Origin of the sequence: Pyramidobacter piscolens W5455 (assembly GCF_000177335.1) — a bacterium.
GTDB lineage: Bacteria > Synergistota > Synergistia > Synergistales > Dethiosulfovibrionaceae > Pyramidobacter > Pyramidobacter piscolens.
On record NZ_ADFP01000014.1, the window covers coordinates 12,830 to 30,179 of the forward strand.

Consider the following 17,350-nt stretch of genomic DNA (forward strand, 5'->3'; position numbering starts at 1 on the left):
TATGTCCGGCGGCCGATGTCTCCGCCGCTATCATAGTGCCATCGGCGCGGCTTTACAAGCGGAAGTTTTGTACTTTACCGCCCGCGCCGGCGCAAAATCTCGTCGAGCAGGCGGTGGGCGGCCTCGTCCTTGCTCATCAGCGGCAGCTCGGTCTCGGCGTTTGCGGTGATCAGCGTGAGGACGTTGGTGTCGGCGCCGAAGCCGGCGCCGGCGACTTTGAGGCTGTTGGCGGCGATCATCTGCACGCGCTTTTTGGCGAGCTTGGCGCGCGAGTTTTCGAGCAGGTTCTCCGTCTCCATGGAGAAGCCGCAGATGAACTGGTCGGCGCGGTGCTCGCCCAGATATTTGAGGATGTCGGCGGTGCGCTCCAGCGGCAGGTTCATGTCCGCGTCCCGCTTCTTGATCTTGTTCTCGGAAGCCACGGCGGGACGGTAGTCGGCGACGGCGGCGGCCTTGACGACGATGGTGCTCCGGTCGAAACGCGAGACGACGGCGTCGAACATTTCCTGCGCGCTGACGACGCTGACCAGATCGACGAAGAGCGGCTTTTTCAGCCAGACGGGGCCGGATACCAGCGTCACCTGCGCGCCGCGCATGGCGGCGGCGCGGGCGACGGCGTAGCCCATGCGGCCCGTTGAGCGGTTGGTGAGGAAGCGCACGGGGTCGAGCGCCTCCCGCGTGGGGCCGGCGGTGACGAGCACGCGCTCACCGGTCAGATCCTTTTCGCAGGCGGCGAAATGCTCGATGAACTCGAGGATGTCCTCCGGCTCGGGCATTTTGCCGCGTCCCGTGTCGCCGCAAGCCAGGCGCCCATCGGCCGGCTCCATCACGTGCCAGCCGCGTCGGCGCAGCGTGGCCAGGTTTTCCTGCGTGGCGGCGTTGTCGAGCATGTGGGTGTTCATGGCGGGCACGACGATGCGGCAGCCTGTAAACGGCAGCACGGTGCTGGTGAGCATGTCGTCGGCGATGCCGTGGGCGATTTTGGCGATCACGTCGGCGGTGGCGGGCGCGACCACAAGCGCGTCGGCCTCGGCGGCCAGGGCGATGTGGTGGATGACGGAAGGGTCGGCGCGGTCGAACACGTCGTCGAAGACGCGGCGGTGCGTCAGGGCTTCGAACGTGACGGGCGCGACGAACTGCTCCGCGGCCTTCGTCATCATCACCTGCACGGCGCAGCCGCGCTTCGTCAGCGCCGAAGCCAGCGACGCGATTTTATAGGCGGCGATGCCGCCGCTCACTCCCAGCAGAATGTTTTTTCCCTCGAGCATGAAAAGCGCCTCCTTCACAAGGCGAAGATGAGTTGCCGTTCCCGCGCCAAGTATACCAAAAAGCGGGCGGCGTGCGAAGAAAAATTCGCTGCCCGCCCTTGCGAAAAATTGCTCGACCGTTATACTGAAGGCGCACGATCGCCGCGGGGAATTCGCGGCATGACGAAAATATTGCGGGAGGGAAAAATATGCTTCTTCTGTTTGACGTGGGCAACACCCACGTCACCATCGGCGGCTACGACGGCGACCGCCGCCTGTTCACGGGGCGCGTGGCCAGCGACCGGCACAAGACCGAAGACGAATACGCCATGATCGTCGAGAGCGTGCTGCGCATGCACGGCTTCGCGCTCGGCGATGTGGAAGACGGCGCGATCAGCTCCGTCGTCCCCGCCGTTACGCAGGCGCTCGACCGCGCCTTTCAGCTGCTCTGGCACAAGCGCATGATGGCCGTGACCACGGCGCTCGACCTCGGCCTGACGATCATGACCGACGCGCCTGAGCTGCTCGGCAAAGATCTGATCGTCGACGCCGTGGCCGCGAAAGCGAAATACCCCTGTCCGATCCTCGTCTTCGACCTTGGCACCGCCACCACCTGCTCGGTCATCGACAAGGACGGCAATTACCGCGGCGGCATGATCGCGCCGGGGCTCGGCATCTCCGTCGACGCTCTCGGCGCGCGCACGGCCCAGCTGCCCTATGTCAGCCTCGACGCGCCCGATCGGCTCATCGGCACCAACACCAAGGACTGCATCCGCTCCGGCATCATGTACGGCCACGCCGGTATGATCGACGGCTTCATCGACCGCATGGAAGGGCAGCTCGGCCAAAAGTGCACCGCCGTGATCACCGGCGGATTGGCCGCCAAGGTGGCGCCGCTGTGCCGACGGCCCATCGTCCTCGACGAATACCTGCTCTTCGACGGCCTGCGCGCGCTCTACGCGAAGAACAAAAGCAGGCCCCGCGGGTAGGGCGCCATGATCCGCATCGAGATCCCCGGCCGCGCCGCGCCGCTGGAAATCGCCCACGTCGCGCTCGACTACAACGGCACCGTCGCCGTCGACGGACGAGTGCTTGAAAGCGTCAGAGCGCGACTGCCCGAGCTGCTGAAGCGCGCGAAAGTCCACGTGCTCACCGCCGACACCTACGGCACCGTGCGTGCCCAGTGCGAGCCGTTGGGCGTGGAAGTGCACGCCTTTCCGCGCGCGGGCGCGGGGAACTGCAAGAAAGAAATCGTCGCCGGCCTGAAGGGCGGCGTCGCCTGCTTCGGCAACGGCTTCAACGATATCCCCATGTTCGGCCTCGCCGATCTCTCCGTGGCCGTGCTCGAAGGCGAAGGCCTCTGCGCCGCCCTGCTGCCCCACGCCGACGTGCTCGCCGCAACCGCCGCCGACGCCCTGGACCTGCTCCTCAAACCCGACCGCCTCAGGGCGACGCTGAGAAATTGAAAATCCGAACTGGCGCAAAGGCAAAGGGAGCCGCTTGCCTGTGGGAAAACAGACAAGCGGCTCCCTTTGCTTATTGGCGCTTTAAAACGCCAGATTCACCAGCAGCCCCGCCAGCAGCGAAAAAAGCATCACGAAGGCCAGGTAGAGCGAAAAACTGCGCGGTCCCAAGACGATTTTGAGCGCGCCGAGGTTGGTGATCTTCGTCGCCGGACCGGTGATCATGAAAGCGGCGGCGCTGCCGGCGCTCATGCCGTCGGCGAGCCAGTTCTGAAGCAGGGGGATGGTGCCGCCTCCGCAGGCGTAGAGCGGCACGCCGACCGTGGCAGCCATCAGCACGCCGAAGCCTTCGTGCCTTCCGAAGAGTTTCGCGAAGGCGCCGGCCGGCACGTAGCGCTGGAAGAGCGCCGACAGCAAAATGCCGGCCAGAAACCAGCCGCCGGTGGCGCGCACGTTGCGGCCGAAGTTCTTGACGAAACGGAGCGGGACGTTGGGCTCGGCGTCGCGATTCTCCGGCGCGGAAAAGCCCGCGAAGTTGAAGAAGCTCTTCCGGCGAAAAAAATGGACCAGCAATCCCGCGGCGACGCCGCAGAGAAAGCACGACAACGCGCGCACGGCCAGCATCGTCGTTCCCAGCGCGGCGCTGTACATGAGCAGCTGCGGGTTCAGCAGCGCCGAGGCTGTCATGAAGACGGCCAGCCAATCGTCGCGCATGCCTTGTGCGGAAAACGACGCGGCGACGGGGATCGTGCCGTACATGCACAGCGGCGAGGCGATCCCCAGCAGGCAGGCGGGGACGATGCCGAGCAGGCTGAGTTTTCGCCCCTGCAGCCGGCTGAAAGCGCCGTGGATTTTTTGTGTGCCGAAGACCGCCACGGCCGAACCGATCAGCATGCCCAGCAGCCAGTAGCGGAAGATCTGCCGGAACTGAACGGTGAAGTAATAGCCGACGTAGACGAGCTCCCGCTGCAGGACGTCAATCAAGAGAGACCAGCCTGTACTTGCGGCGGCCGAGGCCGATCTTCTCGGCGTTTTCCAGCGTGTGGAGGCCGTGGCGCGACTCGATGCGGTTTACCAGCGAGGCCCCTTCGCCGTCCTTTTGCGCGTAAACGAGGTCGATGCAGGCCTGGTCAAGCGCCACCGGGTCGCTCGAGGAGAGGATGCCGACGTCGTGCATGTCGGGTTCGTCGGGATGGCCGTCGCAGTCGCAGTCGACCGAGAGGCGGTTCATGACGTTGACGTAGGCGATGCGCGCTCCTTGCCCGAGCGCGTCGGAGACGGATTTGCCGGCTTCGCCCATGGACTCGAGGAAATGATCCTGCACGCCGCCCCAGGGATTGGTGCGGCTCTTTCCCGCGGAGTGGAGCAGGCACTTGCCGGTACGCGAGGCGAGGCCGATGGAAATGTTCTTGATCGCGCCGCCGAATCCGGCCATGGCGTGACCCTTGAAGTGCGTCAGCACCAGATAGGAATCGAAATCGGTGAAAGCTTTGCCGACAAGGTTTTCTTTCAAATGGACGCCCGCCGCGGGCAGAGAGGCGTCGCCTTTTTCGTCGAGGATCGCGAAAGGAGCGATGGCCGTGAAACCGTGATCTTTCGCGACCTGATAGTGCATGGCCGACTCGGCGCGCGAACCGTTATAGGCCGTGTTGCACTCCACAATGGTGCCGCCCGCGAGGCGGACCACGTCGGCGATCAGTTCCGCCCGCAGATAGTTGCTTGCCGGCGGCTCGCCGGTACTCAGCTTGACGGCGACCCGCCCTGTCGGCGTCCAGTTCAGGGCCTTGTAGGCCCGTACCATTCCTTCCGGCGTGATGCTCTTCGTCATGTAGACGGCGGGGATCTCCTGTGGCGCCGCGGCGAAAACGGCCGAGACGAGCGAGCCCAGAACCATCAGCCCCAACAGCGCGGAACGCATGAATTTCTTCATCCTCAATCACTTCTTTCTTCGCAAATTGACGTGCATCGTGCCTGACGGCCTGCGCTCTCCGCCCGGCCGTCCGCATAAAATGTTACAGCCTCGAGTGCCCTTCACGTCAAGCGCCGGCCGCGCGTTTGGCAAAATCGCCGACGCGCCGGCGCGAAAAGATGGGATAATAGAGTCGAAAAATCTTCCGGCGAAGGGAGCGTTTGTCATGAACGGAAAACGAATCTTCGCGCTGGCTGCCGCGCTGGCGCTGGCCTGCGCAGCCGGGGCGGCGGCGCGCGGCGTGATGCCGCAGGACGAATTTCTCGCCTGCTGCGCCCGCGGCAAACTCTCGCAGGTCGGCAAGGGCGTGCGCCGCAACGCCGACGTGAACCGCCTTGAAGCCACCGGACAGAGCCCGCTGATCTGCGCCGCCGGCGAGCAGGATGACCCGCGCGTGATCGAATATCTGGTGAAAAAGGGCGCCGAAGTGAACAAGGCCAACTTTCAGGGACTGACGCCGCTGATGGTGGCCGCCCTGCGCAACCCGCGCGCCCGTATCGCGCGGGCGCTGTTGAAATGCGGCGCCGATCCGCGCCTGACCGACATGACCAGCAGCACCGCGCTGATCCTCGCCGCGCGCGGCAATCCCAGTGCCGCCGTGCTGTCCGCGCTGATCGAAGCCGCCCCCGACACGCTGAACCGGGCCAGCGCCTCGGGCGTCACGGCGCTGATGGCCGCGGCCGAAAGCGGCCGGGCGGAAATAATTGACCTGCTACTGAAAAAAGGCGCCGATCTCCGGCCGAAAGACGCCTCCGGCCGCCGCGCCGTCGATTACGCCCGCGCCAATCCGGCCTTGTGCGGTTCGCCGTGGCTGGACCGTCTGGATCGATATCACTAAATCCGTTCGCCGGCACTCGAAAAACGAAAAGCGGGCGGAAGCCGATGGCATCGGGATCATCGGCTTCCGCCCGCTTCAATTGTTCCACGTGGAACAGTGTTTTCTCGGGACATTTTGTGGACGAGGCTTGACAGAAAAGTCACTTCGCTCTAAGATCACGCTGTTATATAACACTGTTACCAACGGGGGAAACGGAATGGGACGGGAGCCGGCAACGCAGGAGAAGATCCTCGCGGCGGCGACGGCGGAATTTTTGCGAAAGGGTTTTCGCGGCGCGTCGCTGCGGCAGATCGTCAAGAACGTAGGCGTGACGACGGGCGCGTTTTACCGCTACTACGGAAGCAAGGAAGAATTGTTCGACGCGCTGGTTTTGCCGCACGCGCGGCGCATCATGGAACTGTACGAAGCGGCGGCGGCGGATTTCAAAAGAATGGCGCCGGAAGAGCAGATCGACGCCATGGGCGAAGTGGGGCGCCGGTGCATGAAGGCCATGTACGAATACGCGCGCGCCCACCGCGACGCCTTCCGGCTGATCCTCGCGGCGCCGGAATCGTCGAAATGCGGCGGTTTCGTCCACCGCTTGACGGAACGCGAGATCGCCGAAACGCGCGGCTTCATGTCGGCGCTGACGTCTCGCGGGCGTTCCGTCACGACGGTGAGTCCGCACTTCGAGCACATCGTCGTCAGCGGGCGCTTTGCGGCGCTGTTCGAGCTGATCGTTCACGACGTGCCGCCTGAGGAGGCGCTGAAATGCATCGACCAGCTCTGCGATTTTCACCGCGCCGGCTGGGCGAAGCTGATGGGGCTGTAACAGCCCTTTTTTTATCGCCGTGTGAGTTAGTTATTTCTAATTAAATGAAGAGGCAAAAGGAGGTTTTATCGTGAGAGGAGAGCGAATATTGCCCCGGCTGATGGAGTACGCCGGAGGCTACCGCCGCCTGACACGGGCGTCGTGGGTGCTGGCGGCGCTGTCGGCGCTGCTGGGGCTGGCGCCGTTCGTCTTCATCTGGAAGATTTCCGCCGCGGCGCTGGGCGGCGGCGGAGCGGAGGACATGGCCGCCTGGGGCTGGAAAGCGGTGGCCGCGGCGGCGCTGTCGCTGGTCGTCTCCATCCTCGGGCTGATGTGCTCGCATCTGGCGGCGTTCCGCGTGGCGGTCAACATGCGTATCCGCCTCATGCGCCACATCGCCGGGCTGCCGCTGGGCAGCGCCGAAAGCCTGGGCACCGGCAAGCTGCGCTCAATCGTCGCCGACTGTTCGGCGGCGACGGAGAACTATCTGGCCCACCAGCTGCCCGACGCCAGCGCGACGCTGGCTTCCACGGCGGGGCTGGGGGCGCTGATCCTGTTTTTCGATTGGCGGCTGGGGCTGCTCAGTCTGCTGCCGGCCTTTCTCGCGGCGCTGTCGATGCGCGCCATGGTGGGGCCCGACATGCAGCGGCAGATGGGCGATTATCAGAACGCCCTCAAGGACATGGAGAACGAGGCGGTCGAGTACATCCGCGGCATCCCCGTGGTGAAGACGTTCGGGCAGAGCGTGTTCTCCTTCAAGAGCTTCCGCGGCGCCATCGAACGCTACGAAAAGTGGGTCATCGGCTACACCAAAGCCATGCGCCCCCATATGATCCTCTTCACGGCGCTGGTGCAGTCGGCGTTCCTGTTCCTGATCGGCGGCGGCCTGTGGCTGGCGCACGGCGGCGTCACGCCGGGGCTGCTGAGCGACCTGGTCTTTTACGTCGTCGTCACGCCGGCCGTCGCCGTCAATTTTCAAAAAATCATGTACCTGGTCGAGAACCGCATGACCGTGACCGACGCGCTGCACCGCGTGGACGGCGTGCTGGCCTTAAAACCCCTGTCTCAGCCGGAGCACGGCGAGCATCCGCACGACGCCTCGGTGACGCTGGAAAACGTGAGTTTCAGCTACGCTCCCGGCAAAAAGGCCGTCGACGGTCTGTCGCTGCGCATCGAAGCGGGAATGCGGGCGGCGCTGGCAGGACCGTCGGGCAGCGGCAAGAGCACGCTGACGCAGTTGATCGCGCGTTTCTTCGACCCGCAGGAAGGACGCGTGCTGATCGGCGGCGTCGACGTCCGTAACATTGCCAAGAAGGAGCTGACGGACTTCGTCTCGTTCGTATTTCAGGACAGCCGCCTGATCAAGGCGTCGATTTTCGACAACGTACGCCTCGGCCGTCCCGCGGCTTCGCGTGAAGAAGTGTTCGCCGCGCTCGAGGCGGCGCAGTGCGACGACATTCTCGCCAAGCTGCCGCGAGGCGCCGACACCGAGATCGGCGCGAAGGGCGTCTATCTTTCCGGTGGCGAGATGCAGCGACTGGCCATCGCGCGGGCCATGCTCAAGGGCGCACCCATCCTCATCCTCGACGAGGCCACGGCTTTCGCCGATCCCGACAACGAGTCCCGCATCCAGGCGGCGCTGTCGCGGCTGTCGCAGGGCAAGACCGTGATCATGATCGCCCACCGGCTGAGCAGCGTGAAGCGCGCCGATCTCGTCTGCGTGCTCGAGAACGGAAAGATTGTCGAGCAGGGGGCTTTCGGCCAGCTTGCAGAACGCGGCGGGCTGTTCACGCGCATGTGGCGCGACTCGCTGCGCGCCGCCAGCTGGAAAGTAGCGAAGGAGGCGCGCTCATGCTGATGGAAAAATTACAGCGCCGTTTCGCCCTTTCCGAACGGGGAGCGCGTGCGTTCGTCGGAGCCTGTCTGGCGCAGACGCTTCAGAACATCTCCTTCATGGCCCCCGCCGGGCTGCTTTTCGCCTTCGTGCGCGACCTTGCCGCCGGGATCGCCGCGGAGCGGGCTCTGTTCTACGCGCTCGCCTGCGCGGGCTGTCTGCTTTTTATCGCCGCCGCCACGAGATTGCAGTACGACGGCACCTATCTCTCCACCTATGTGGAATCGGGCGTGCGCCGTACCGCTCTGGCCGAAAAACTGCGCCGCCTGCCTCTGTCCTTCTTCGGACGGAAGGATCTGGCCGATCTTTCCAGCTCGATCATGAACGACTGCGCCGTGCTCGAAAAGAGCCAGTCCCATTATCTGCCGGCGCTGGCCGGGGCGATGCTGTCGGCTGCCGTCGTCTCGGCGGGGCTGTGCGCCTTCGACTGGCGCATGGCGCTGGCCGTCCTCTGGGTGCTGCCGCCGGCCTTCGCCGTCGTCGCCTTTTCCGCGCGGGGCCAGCAGGCGCTCGACCGCAAGTCCATGGCGGCGAAAATGGCCTGCGCCGACGGCATTCAGGAATGTCTGGAATGCCTGCGCGATCTCAAGTCGAACAACGCCGAAGACGCCTATCTCGACGGTCTCGACGAAAAAATCAGGGCGGTCGAGCGTCGCGCCGTCGTCTCCGAATCTCTGATCGCCTGCTTCGTGACGCTGGCCACGCTGCTGCTGCGGCTGGGCGTCGCCTCTACGGCGCTGACCGGCGCGCTGCTGATGGAAAAAGGGGCGCTCGATCCGCTCGTGTTCTTTTTGTTCCTCATGACAGCTTCGAGAATCTACGCGCCGCTCGAAGGCGCGCTGCAGAACCTTGTAGCGGCGATCGCCACGCGCACGAACATCGACCGCATGAACGAGATCCTCGACGGTCCCGTACAAGACGGCCGCGAGCGGATGAACGCCCGCGGCTGCGACGTCGTCTTCGAGCACGTCGATTTCGCCTACGAAAGCGGCGTGTCCGTGCTGAAAGACGTGAGTTTCACCGCCCGTCAGGGCGAAGTGACGGCCCTCGTCGGCCCCTCGGGCGGCGGCAAAACCACGGCCACGAGGCTGGCCGCGCGCTTCTGGGACGCGACGACGGGACGGATCACCGTGGGCGGCGAAAACGTGGCGGAGATCGCGCCGGAAACGTTGCTTTCGCTTTTCTCGATCGTCTTCCAGGACGTGACGCTGTTCAACAACACCGTCATGGAAAACATCCGCATCGGCCGCCGCGGCGCCGGCGACGACGAGGTGATCGCGGCGGGGCGGCTGGCCTGCTGCGACGAGTTCGTGGACAAGCTGCCCGACGGCTGGCACACCATGATCGGCGAAAACGGGCGCGAGCTGTCGGGCGGCGAGCGCCAGCGCATCTCCATCGCCCGTGCCATCCTCAAAGACGCGCCGATCGTCCTGCTCGACGAGGCGACCGCCGCGCTGGACGTGGAGAACGAATCTCAGATCCAGGCCGCCCTGTCGCGGCTGATCCGCGACAAGACCGTGCTCGTCATCGCCCACCGCCTGCGCACCGTCGCCAACGCCGACAAGATCGTCGTGCTCTCCGACGGCGCCGTCGCCGAACAGGGTGCTCCCGCCGAGCTGCTGCAGCGCGGCGGTCCGTTCGCGCGCATGGCCCGCCTGCAAACCGAAAGCCAGAACTGGGGGCTGTAGGCAGAAACTTCGACGAAGAAGCGCGAATGCGCAGAAAAACAGCAAGAGGCCGCCTCAATCGAGTTTTGAGGCGGCCTCTTGTGGTGCGGTCATATTCCGTTCATATTATACTATTTCTTGATCAAAAAGCCGAATACGAGGGCGCTGCGAGGGAGATTCACAAAGCGAGCTGTGCAGACTGTGCAGCAGTCGAGATAGTTCTGAGCGACTGAACTCCCTCGCAGCGCCCAGAAAACTATGTTAATACTTTCTATCAAGAATTAGTATAAAAAGCATAATTGAAAATGCCGCGCTGGCGCGCGACCGTGTCGCAAAAAGCATGCGGGGCGCTATCTGATGCAGTTTTCGAGGCATCCTCGGCGCTATAAAAAGGCAAGAACCTTTGCTTTTTCAACAAGAACGGGCGTCAACCAAATCCATGAAAACGGCCTTATCCAGGCAAGTTTGCTGGAATGAAATGCTCAACGCTCATGAGGACGGGATCCTCAATGACTTTAACGTCCGCCGCAGCAATGGTCTGGGTGGACTTCAGCGTTTTCGGCATCGACGAGGTCTACAACCAGCAACGCCTGAACGACATCAACCGATCCGGGGCCAAGACCGTCCTGACCCATGTGGGCTTGACGTCGGAGTTTCGTATCAAGGGCCAACTGGGGGCTGCCTGATCGAGCTTCAGGGGACGGTCCCGGAGGCCTGCAAGGACGAGCGTTGCTATCTGATGAACCTCTCCGAGCTTTCCCCGGCGGGCCCATCCCGACGTCCTGATGAGCGCGGACCTGAAGCGGCGGCGGGAGTGTTGCACGGCCCCGTGGCGCGTCCCCCTCCGACTGAGGCTGGGGCCTTGCGAGCGCGGCGGGGGTGCCCGTTTGGCGCGTATGGCGGATGGGGCGATGAGGCCGTCCCACGAGTTTGCCCAACGCAGGAGCTCCGTCCCGGACCGTCTCTGAGCGGCGGGGGTGCCCGTTTGGCGCGTATGGCGGATGGGGCGATGAGGCCGTCCCACGAGTTTGCCCAACGCAGGAGCTCCGTCCCGGACCGTCTCTGAATGGACAGCGGCAGCTGTCCGTTCCTGGGACAGCTGCCGCAAACCGGTGCCGGTCAATGCCTTGGCGCCCGTTGGCCCGTCAGCAGTAGAGCTCCATCGGATACGTCAGGTAGGCGATCTCGTCCAGCTGGTCGGCCGTGACGTACCCCGACGGCGCGCGCAGCAGCGAGGGGATGCGGTTGACGATCGTCGCGCAGGTGTGCTCAACGGTGGCCGGCTTGACGACGTGAAACTCCACGTTCGGCTCGCCGGTGATCTTCCAGTCGCACATGTCGCCGTCCTCCGGTCCATAGACCTTGCCGATGGTTTCCTCCTCTACGGTGATTCCCTGCATCGTCTCGGCCGTGACGACGGCGGACATCCCAATGCACCGGCCGGCCTTGATGTCCTTGCCCATCGTGCTGCTGTGGAGGTCCTTGTCCGCGGTGTAGGGGACGTGCTTCTGGGTGATGGACTTGATCGTCAGCCCCAGCTTGTTGCAGAGCGCCTCTGTCGCGTTCCATGCGTAGGAGGGCTCGAATTCCGCCGGATGCGCGATCCTGGCCTCAAATTCCTCAGGTGTGAGGTCGCAGCCGTGCGCCTTCGCCAGCGCCATGCCGTATTCGTCCACGTTGTAGCTGTAGGCGCCCTTGATCTTCGTGATCTTGTTACAGCCACCGGCCACCATGGCGACCATGTTGATCCAGAAGATGTCCTGCATCCCGGCGCCGGTGATGGTGCAGGAGTTCTCCTTGGCGAGGGCATCCAGACGGTTGATCTGCGCCGCGGAGGTGTTCCATGGATAGATGGCCTCTTCGCAGGTGGTGATCACGTTGATGCCGCGGGACACGCACTTTTCCACGTGGTCGTAGATGTCCTTGATGAAGCTGAAGAGCGTGACGATGGCCACGTCCGCGTCGCACTCATCCAACACCTTATTTGCGTCGTTGGAGATGAGGACGCCCGTCTTGACGCCGAGCTCCGCCCAATCACCGACGTCCATCCCGATGATCTTCGGATTGACGTCGATGGCGCCGACGATCTGGGCGCCGTGCTCGTAAGCGTACCGAAGGGTCTGCTTGCTCATCTTGCCGCACCCATATTGAACGACTTTGACCTTTTTCATAGCGACTCCGCCTCCTGATTTGGAATGATTTTAAATAACCTACCCGCGAGAAGTTGTTCCAGGATCTCTGGACGAGTAAATCATAAACCCTGATGCAGGATGAGAGTCAAGCCTCTTTACGAAAAAAAACCCTCCGTCTCCTCCGCGGGGACGGCGAGACGGGTACGCCCTCGGCTTCAGGGCGCCTTGGGCGTTCCGGACGCGCCAGTCCCGCGGGGCCGCTTCTCCCTGCGGAAGAAGATGGGGACCTGGAGCCGCAGGAACATGTTTCGGCTGCGTTCGTTGAAGACGTTGAACTCCGTCAGCACTTCGCAGATATAGTCCCCACAGATCGAATAGCGCCGTTCCCGGCAGTGGGCCAGCAGCTGCTTCGCGTAGGGAACCTCCTGGTCGTAGGCGTCGGCATAGATGCAGGCGTACATTCCGCTGTCGAGCGTGGCGACGTCCTGCTGTCTCTTTCGGAGGCTTGCGTCTGCGAAGATGAAGACCCGGTCGGGGCGAAAGTTGAGGCGCAGGAAGTCTGCCTGCTTCACCGAGGTCCCGACGTTGTAGGAGTGGATCTGCGAGAAGTTGCGGTCGATCAGGGACATGCGGAGCTCCGCGAGGACCTTCTCGTAGCCTGCGATGCCCGTCTCATAAAAATTTTCTCCGCAGGGGATTCCCCAAACGTAGCGCTGGTCGATATATTCCAGCGAGGTTGTGCCGGTGTCCGGCGACTTGCGGTAGCGCTCGATGCTGGCGATCGCGCGCGCCACGGAGGCGTGCCGGTCCTTCAGCTCCCTGTACTGCCGATAAATCTGCTCGTTTTTTTCCGACAGGATCTCCTCGATTAGCGTTATGTCCTCCTTGTCGAGGACGTCCTGGATCTCCGCCAGGCTCATGCCCAGTTCCTTCATGTAGGCGATCATGTCGAGCCGCGCGTTCTGCTGGATGTCGTAATACCGATAGCCGGAGATCGGATCGATGAAGGCCGGCTTCAAGAGGCCCATTCGGTCGTACAGCCTGAGCGTGGCGACCGTCACGTGATTGATCCTGGCCATCCTGCCGATCGGCAGAAGATTCGCCTTCATTTTGCCCTCCTTTCGGTCCCGTCTTTCAATACTTTTACGACGGCCTGAGCACGATTTGTCCGCTTCCCCTGCGTGACGAGGGATCGTCCCGAAGGTCGGTCCATCCGACCCAAACGTCGCCGGCGGCTATTTGCCAGACGGTTTTTTCTTCTTTTGAAAAGGCAAGACAGCCTCAAAACCCCTAGGCAATGTTTCCGAGGTGGAAGTATTGTGGCCATGTGGAAGCACTCGGTTCAAAGTCTCGTCAAACCGCTGGGTTTGCTTCAGTTGATTGTAGAACGGGAAGCCCCGGACGTAATTCTCGTTGTCGTCCGCAACGGTTTTCCTGGGAGTGCTTCGACTTTCAATCTGGAGCAGGAAGTCTTCTTTCCATTTGTCCTGTGCTATCAGGTGCTCGCCCTTCGGTTCAACAAGAATCCGGTCTTGTTCCATGCCGGCGCTGTTCCGCCGGCCAGGGGACGTCGGGGAGCCCGGCTCAAAGCGTTCGCCGCTGTCAAACGAGTACAGCATAAGCTGGCGTTCGTTGCGGACGAGGTATACCGATTCGTATTCGCGCTTCAAGGCCTCCACGTAAGAAGCAAAGTGTGCCACAAACGCTTTCTCCTCTGATGAAGCCCGTGGCGAGGACACGCTCAAGGAGAACGATCAGGTCGGCATCGGACTTGGCGGCAACAACTCCATCAGCGAAATGTTGATTGCACTCAGCTAACTCGCAATAGACAAACGAACCGCTACCTTGCCAGTCGACTGCGTTTGAGATGCCACCTTTCTCGCCCTGAATAACCTTCTTTAGGCGTTCAATCGACACGCTTTCGATGTAATCCGTCTGCTCGATGCCAATATAACGACGCCCCATTCTGTGTGCAACAGCACAAGTGGTTCCAGAGCCAAGATGAAAATCAAGGACTATATCTCCTTCTTCTGTTGCGACCTCAATGATTGCTTTGATCAGGTGTTCAGGTTTTGCATATCCGAACTCCTAACGGCCGAACATCTATTTGGAAGTCGGAAATGGCAGCCGATAGTTTGCCTGCGGCATCGTCCCCGCTTTTGAATTTTCGCATGTAAGGTTTCCCGATGTTTAGGAAATCGTAATCACCTGGAAAAACGATTGCGCCTTTCTGATAATAGAAGTCGAATGTATCCCGTGTCGGAGCCCATGTCCGCTTTTCGTTGGCAGGATACCCCGTGCCGTTCTTGGGGTTGATCATGGTGAAGTATGAATTCGGCCGTTCCGCTGCTGTTCGCGTTGAGGTCGCATCGGCCAGTCTCCAAGGTCGTCCCGGGCATATCCCCGCGTAAGCGGGGTTTTGGCGTGGCGTCAGCCGCTACAAATGCCATGTGCCGGTTCATCCCCGCGTAGGTGAGGTTTTGAAGGCTGCAGTCTCTTCATGAGGCCGCGCCCTGTTCTATTATTCGATTCCGAGGACCTGGCGGTGAGAACCGAGGCGTTCGAGGCGGAGGATTTTCAATTCACCGTCGATCTTCTGGTACAGCAGCAGAAAGTCGACGCGCACGTGGCATTCGCGATATCCGCTGAGATTGCGTTGCAGTTCGTGGTCTTGATATTTCTCGTCCAAGGGGACATCGTTCGCAAGATTGTTGATGATCGCCAGCAGCTCGGTATCGAAGACTTCGCAGTAGCGTCCTTTCTTTTCGCGTTTAACGTCGCGTTTGAAAGCGGAAGAGTGCTTAATCGTCCGCATGGAACATTGCCCTCAGTCCGTCCATTGTGATCTTCGTCAGTTTGCCTTCTTCGGCTTCTCTCATGGCTTCGAGGGTCTCTCTGGGCAAGTTGTAGTCGGGCTGAAAGGGCAGGCCGCCAGATTGAACGGTCTGTTTGTAAAAGAGTCGGATGGCCTGGCTGGTGGAAAGGCCGATCTCGGAGAAGATTGCTTCAGCTTGATGTTTCAAATTCGAATCGATGCGTGTGTTGATGGTCGCGGTCGACATTTTTTATCAGCTCCTTTTTTGTAATGCAATTATAAAGCTATATGCATTATATGTCAAAAATCGGAAAGCGAGGTGATCCACTATGGCGAAACGGAAGCTGACGCTGAAGCTGGCTCGATTTGTAAGCGAATACCTGGTTGCCTGAACGCCATGGCGGCGGGCAAGCGGGGGAGGATACAGCGAAAAGACGGCGGAGTATGCGCTTGGCAATCTAAAAACGATCGTCAAGCGCCGCATGTCGTCCGATAGGGGCATGCCCGCGTAGGCAGGGTTTTGTCTGGAACGCCTGTGTGAAATGCTGATCAAGAAGGTTCATCCCCGCATGGGGGTGGCCATGGTGTTCCACTCGCGCAGGTTCATGCGGTTCGCCTTGAGCACGATGTTCTCGGTGACGGTGCGCGACCAAGGGCCGATCAGCCTGCCGTACTGCCGCAGCTGGTCGATAACCGTCGTCTCGCGCTGTCCGGCCGCGGTCATGCGCCGGATCTCCTGCGCGACCTGCCGCAGGCGCCGCCGGAACTCCGACTCGAGCGCGCGATGCTCGAAACGACGACTGTCTTTGCTCCACCACCTCACCTCCTCAATGGGTACGAAAAAAGCGGCTCCGGCCGATGCCGGAGTCGCTTGTATTGAGTTGCTTATTCTTCTTCCGCAGCAGGATCAGGGTCGCCAAAGAGCCAGAGCTCCACTTCTTCGGGGTCGGTCACATGGTTCTTTTCGATGTGGTCGACCAGCTCTTCCGTGAGCTCTTCATCAAAGCAGGTCAAGCCGACAAGTACCCTAAAATCCTTGTCTTTCGGCGCGATCTCGTGGAGCAGTTTGATAAGGCGGTCTTCCGCAGGGGTGATCACTTCTTCAGGCATTGTCACCGGCCTCCAATCTGCCGATCATCTTCTCGTTTCCAGCTATAGGCATTTTAGCATGGATGGAGTATTTATTGAAGCCGTTGTTTTTGAAGCGGTAGGGTTCATCCCCGCGTGAGCGGGGTTTGGGATATCGCTTTAGGGTGTGACGGGAAAAAGTACCATTTTAGGTACCGAAGATCATTTTACCGAGGTCGGTAAGATGATAGTCAAAATTTTGTAGGTGATTGTGAAGGTTTTTTGATTTTTCGTGAGCAATTAGCGCTAAAGTGTGGGAATACCGAGTTTAATCGGTTCAGACGGAACAACTGTCATTCCTCTTAGCTTCAAATATTCATCGGACATCACCTTTATAGAAATACATTCGCTTCTATTCATTTTTAGCCCCGTTCCCTTTAGAACATAAGCTTGAATCGCGCCGGCAGAATCTTGGGCGGATAGTGTAGTCTCATAAGCAAGAACAGCATTAAAGGCATTGCGTAATTCGTTTACGCGCTTATACGAGCGGGGGATGTTTTCGGCTACGTAATCAATAATGCGAAGGACTTGGAAATCAACGAACGATGATAAATTAACGAGATCCCCATTATAAACAAAGGCGCCTGCTATGATTCGCCCGTCTTTTACTACGTAACATGCGAAGGGATATTGCTTTTTACTGGATTTTGGATACGCAGCTGTAAGGTACTGAAATTCAGGATACACATCAAATCCCATAAGATTGATTGTTTGTCTATTTACTGGTCTTGATGGGTTTTTATATAAAATCGTCCTGTAATTTTGCATATCTATAAATCCACTGCCAATAACACGTTTAGGAACCGTGTCTTTTAATATTTCTTCTACCGATGTCCCCCAAGGGTAGCCGTTAAATCCCGTGAAATATGGAGCCACTTCCTCTTTTTTCGTTTCTGGTGCAGCAACAGGGGGCGGCAATTCCTTTGTTTTCGTTTTACTCTTTGGCGCTGCGTTTGCTGATACAGCAATAATCATGCACGTCACAACCAAAAGAATCGCTTTGTTCAGTTTCCGGAACATTCTTCAACCCCCTCTATTGTTGTTCTGCTTTATTCTTCTTTTTGATAAGACGCTCTTTCTTCGCTTGGAACCCGCCAGCAAGTCCGCATCTGTCCCCTTGCCGCAAGCCGAGGTCACACAGTTCGATAGCCTGCTCATAGCTGTGTTCCGATTCGTAAAGGCTGATCAAGCGTTCAAGCGCTGGACAGCGCAGATATTGAAGATTCGTGTCGCCGCGTAAAATCTTGCCGATGTTGCTAAAGCTGTCGGAAATGCTCGATTCGTACAATTTGCGCGAAAACTCGCTTTGACGTGAAGCGGCAAGCGTTTGGAATGAATCGAAAATACTGCTGAGACACATAATTATATCATGTAAAAAGTAATATTCTTTGTAGATCGGGAATACCC

The 17,350-nt window shown here is 60.3% G+C and carries 19 protein-coding genes and 1 pseudogene; 7 read left to right on the forward strand and 13 right to left on the reverse strand.

The window, feature by feature from the left end:
- Positions 1-74: 74 nt before the first annotated feature.
- Positions 75-1,268 (reverse strand): bifunctional phosphopantothenoylcysteine decarboxylase/phosphopantothenate--cysteine ligase CoaBC, encoded by a 1,194-nt coding sequence (gene coaBC / locus HMPREF7215_RS01020; RefSeq protein ID WP_009163703.1) that lies wholly within the window; start codon positions 1,266-1,268, stop codon positions 75-77.
- A gap of 188 nt (positions 1,269-1,456) precedes the next feature.
- On the opposite strand from coaBC, the gene HMPREF7215_RS01025 reads away from it, so the two are divergent.
- Both HMPREF7215_RS01025 and HMPREF7215_RS01030 read left to right on the forward strand, forming a co-directional pair.
- The gene (locus HMPREF7215_RS01025) at positions 1,457-2,236 is read left to right on the forward strand and encodes a type III pantothenate kinase (protein WP_009163704.1); all 780 of its coding nucleotides are present in this window, start codon (positions 1,457-1,459) and stop codon (positions 2,234-2,236) included.
- 6 nt (positions 2,237-2,242) lie between these two features.
- Entirely contained in the window at positions 2,243-2,713 is a 471-nt protein-coding gene (locus HMPREF7215_RS01030) for an HAD family hydrolase (RefSeq protein ID WP_009163705.1), read from the forward strand.
- Between the two features lie 81 nt (positions 2,714-2,794).
- Here the strand turns inward: HMPREF7215_RS01030 and HMPREF7215_RS01035 are convergent, their stop codons facing one another.
- Positions 2,795-3,694 carry a permease gene (locus HMPREF7215_RS01035; protein WP_009163706.1) on the reverse strand — a complete coding sequence of 300 codons (900 nt, stop codon included), beginning with the start codon at positions 3,692-3,694 and terminating at the stop codon, positions 2,795-2,797.
- Positions 3,687-4,640, reverse strand: a complete 954-nt coding sequence (locus HMPREF7215_RS01040) for a DUF362 domain-containing protein (protein WP_156797379.1) — start codon at positions 4,638-4,640, stop codon at positions 3,687-3,689. Before HMPREF7215_RS01040 ends, HMPREF7215_RS01035 begins: the two co-directional genes overlap by 8 nt.
- A gap of 205 nt (positions 4,641-4,845) precedes the next feature.
- On the opposite strand from HMPREF7215_RS01040, the gene HMPREF7215_RS12220 reads away from it, so the two are divergent.
- The 5 genes from HMPREF7215_RS12220 to HMPREF7215_RS13010 all read left to right on the forward strand — a co-directional run bounded on the left by HMPREF7215_RS12220 (position 4,846) and on the right by HMPREF7215_RS13010 (position 10,554).
- Positions 4,846-5,517 (forward strand): ankyrin repeat domain-containing protein, encoded by a 672-nt coding sequence (locus HMPREF7215_RS12220; RefSeq protein ID WP_050768839.1) that lies wholly within the window; start codon positions 4,846-4,848, stop codon positions 5,515-5,517.
- A gap of 196 nt (positions 5,518-5,713) precedes the next feature.
- Positions 5,714-6,328: a TetR/AcrR family transcriptional regulator gene (locus HMPREF7215_RS01050; protein ID WP_009163709.1), complete on the forward strand. Its 615-nt coding sequence runs from the start codon at positions 5,714-5,716 to the stop codon at positions 6,326-6,328.
- A gap of 88 nt (positions 6,329-6,416) precedes the next feature.
- Positions 6,417-8,165 carry an ABC transporter ATP-binding protein gene (locus HMPREF7215_RS01055; RefSeq protein ID WP_198004527.1) on the forward strand — a complete coding sequence of 583 codons (1,749 nt, stop codon included), beginning with the start codon at positions 6,417-6,419 and terminating at the stop codon, positions 8,163-8,165.
- Entirely contained in the window at positions 8,159-9,889 is a 1,731-nt protein-coding gene (locus tag HMPREF7215_RS01060; protein WP_009163711.1) for an ABC transporter ATP-binding protein, read from the forward strand. The genes HMPREF7215_RS01055 and HMPREF7215_RS01060 overlap by 7 nt, the downstream gene beginning before the upstream one ends.
- A gap of 488 nt (positions 9,890-10,377) precedes the next feature.
- On the forward strand, positions 10,378-10,554 hold the full coding sequence (locus HMPREF7215_RS13010) for a hypothetical protein (protein ID WP_009163714.1): 177 nt from the start codon (positions 10,378-10,380) through the stop codon (positions 10,552-10,554).
- A 459-nt stretch (positions 10,555-11,013) separates the two neighbouring features.
- Here the strand turns inward: HMPREF7215_RS13010 and HMPREF7215_RS01065 are convergent, their stop codons facing one another.
- From HMPREF7215_RS01065 to HMPREF7215_RS13030, 10 genes and pseudogenes are all read right to left on the reverse strand, one after another.
- Positions 11,014-12,039: an NAD(P)H-dependent amine dehydrogenase family protein gene (locus tag HMPREF7215_RS01065; protein WP_009163715.1), complete on the reverse strand. Its 1,026-nt coding sequence runs from the start codon at positions 12,037-12,039 to the stop codon at positions 11,014-11,016.
- 176 nt (positions 12,040-12,215) lie between these two features.
- Positions 12,216-13,109: a MerR family transcriptional regulator gene (locus HMPREF7215_RS01070; RefSeq protein ID WP_009163716.1), complete on the reverse strand. Its 894-nt coding sequence runs from the start codon at positions 13,107-13,109 to the stop codon at positions 12,216-12,218.
- Positions 13,110-13,235: 126 nt separating this feature from the next.
- Positions 13,236-13,700: a hypothetical protein gene (locus HMPREF7215_RS01075; protein WP_050768840.1), complete on the reverse strand. Its 465-nt coding sequence runs from the start codon at positions 13,698-13,700 to the stop codon at positions 13,236-13,238.
- Positions 13,603-14,064: pseudogene (locus HMPREF7215_RS14010) on the reverse strand (DNA methyltransferase); the annotation flags it as partial. The pseudogene HMPREF7215_RS14010 and the gene HMPREF7215_RS01075, both read right to left, overlap by 98 nt.
- A 457-nt stretch (positions 14,065-14,521) precedes the next feature.
- Positions 14,522-14,815 (reverse strand): type II toxin-antitoxin system YafQ family toxin, encoded by a 294-nt coding sequence (locus tag HMPREF7215_RS01090; protein WP_009163717.1) that lies wholly within the window; start codon positions 14,813-14,815, stop codon positions 14,522-14,524.
- Complete coding sequence (locus tag HMPREF7215_RS01095; RefSeq protein WP_009163718.1) at positions 14,802-15,062, reverse strand: type II toxin-antitoxin system RelB/DinJ family antitoxin; 261 nt, start codon at positions 15,060-15,062, stop codon at positions 14,802-14,804. The genes HMPREF7215_RS01090 and HMPREF7215_RS01095 overlap by 14 nt, the downstream gene beginning before the upstream one ends.
- 312 nt (positions 15,063-15,374) lie before the next feature.
- Positions 15,375-15,638, reverse strand: coding sequence for a hypothetical protein (locus HMPREF7215_RS13020; protein WP_009163719.1), 264 nt, complete (start codon positions 15,636-15,638; stop codon positions 15,375-15,377).
- A 62-nt stretch (positions 15,639-15,700) separates the two neighbouring features.
- Positions 15,701-15,925 carry a hypothetical protein gene (locus HMPREF7215_RS01100; RefSeq protein ID WP_009163720.1) on the reverse strand — a complete coding sequence of 75 codons (225 nt, stop codon included), beginning with the start codon at positions 15,923-15,925 and terminating at the stop codon, positions 15,701-15,703.
- A 264-nt stretch (positions 15,926-16,189) separates the two neighbouring features.
- Positions 16,190-16,963, reverse strand: coding sequence for a hypothetical protein (locus HMPREF7215_RS13025; RefSeq protein ID WP_009163721.1), 774 nt, complete (start codon positions 16,961-16,963; stop codon positions 16,190-16,192).
- 13 nt (positions 16,964-16,976) lie between these two features.
- Positions 16,977-17,350, reverse strand: a 374-nt coding sequence (locus HMPREF7215_RS13030) for a hypothetical protein (protein ID WP_198004528.1), incomplete at its 5' end; no start/stop codon positions are given.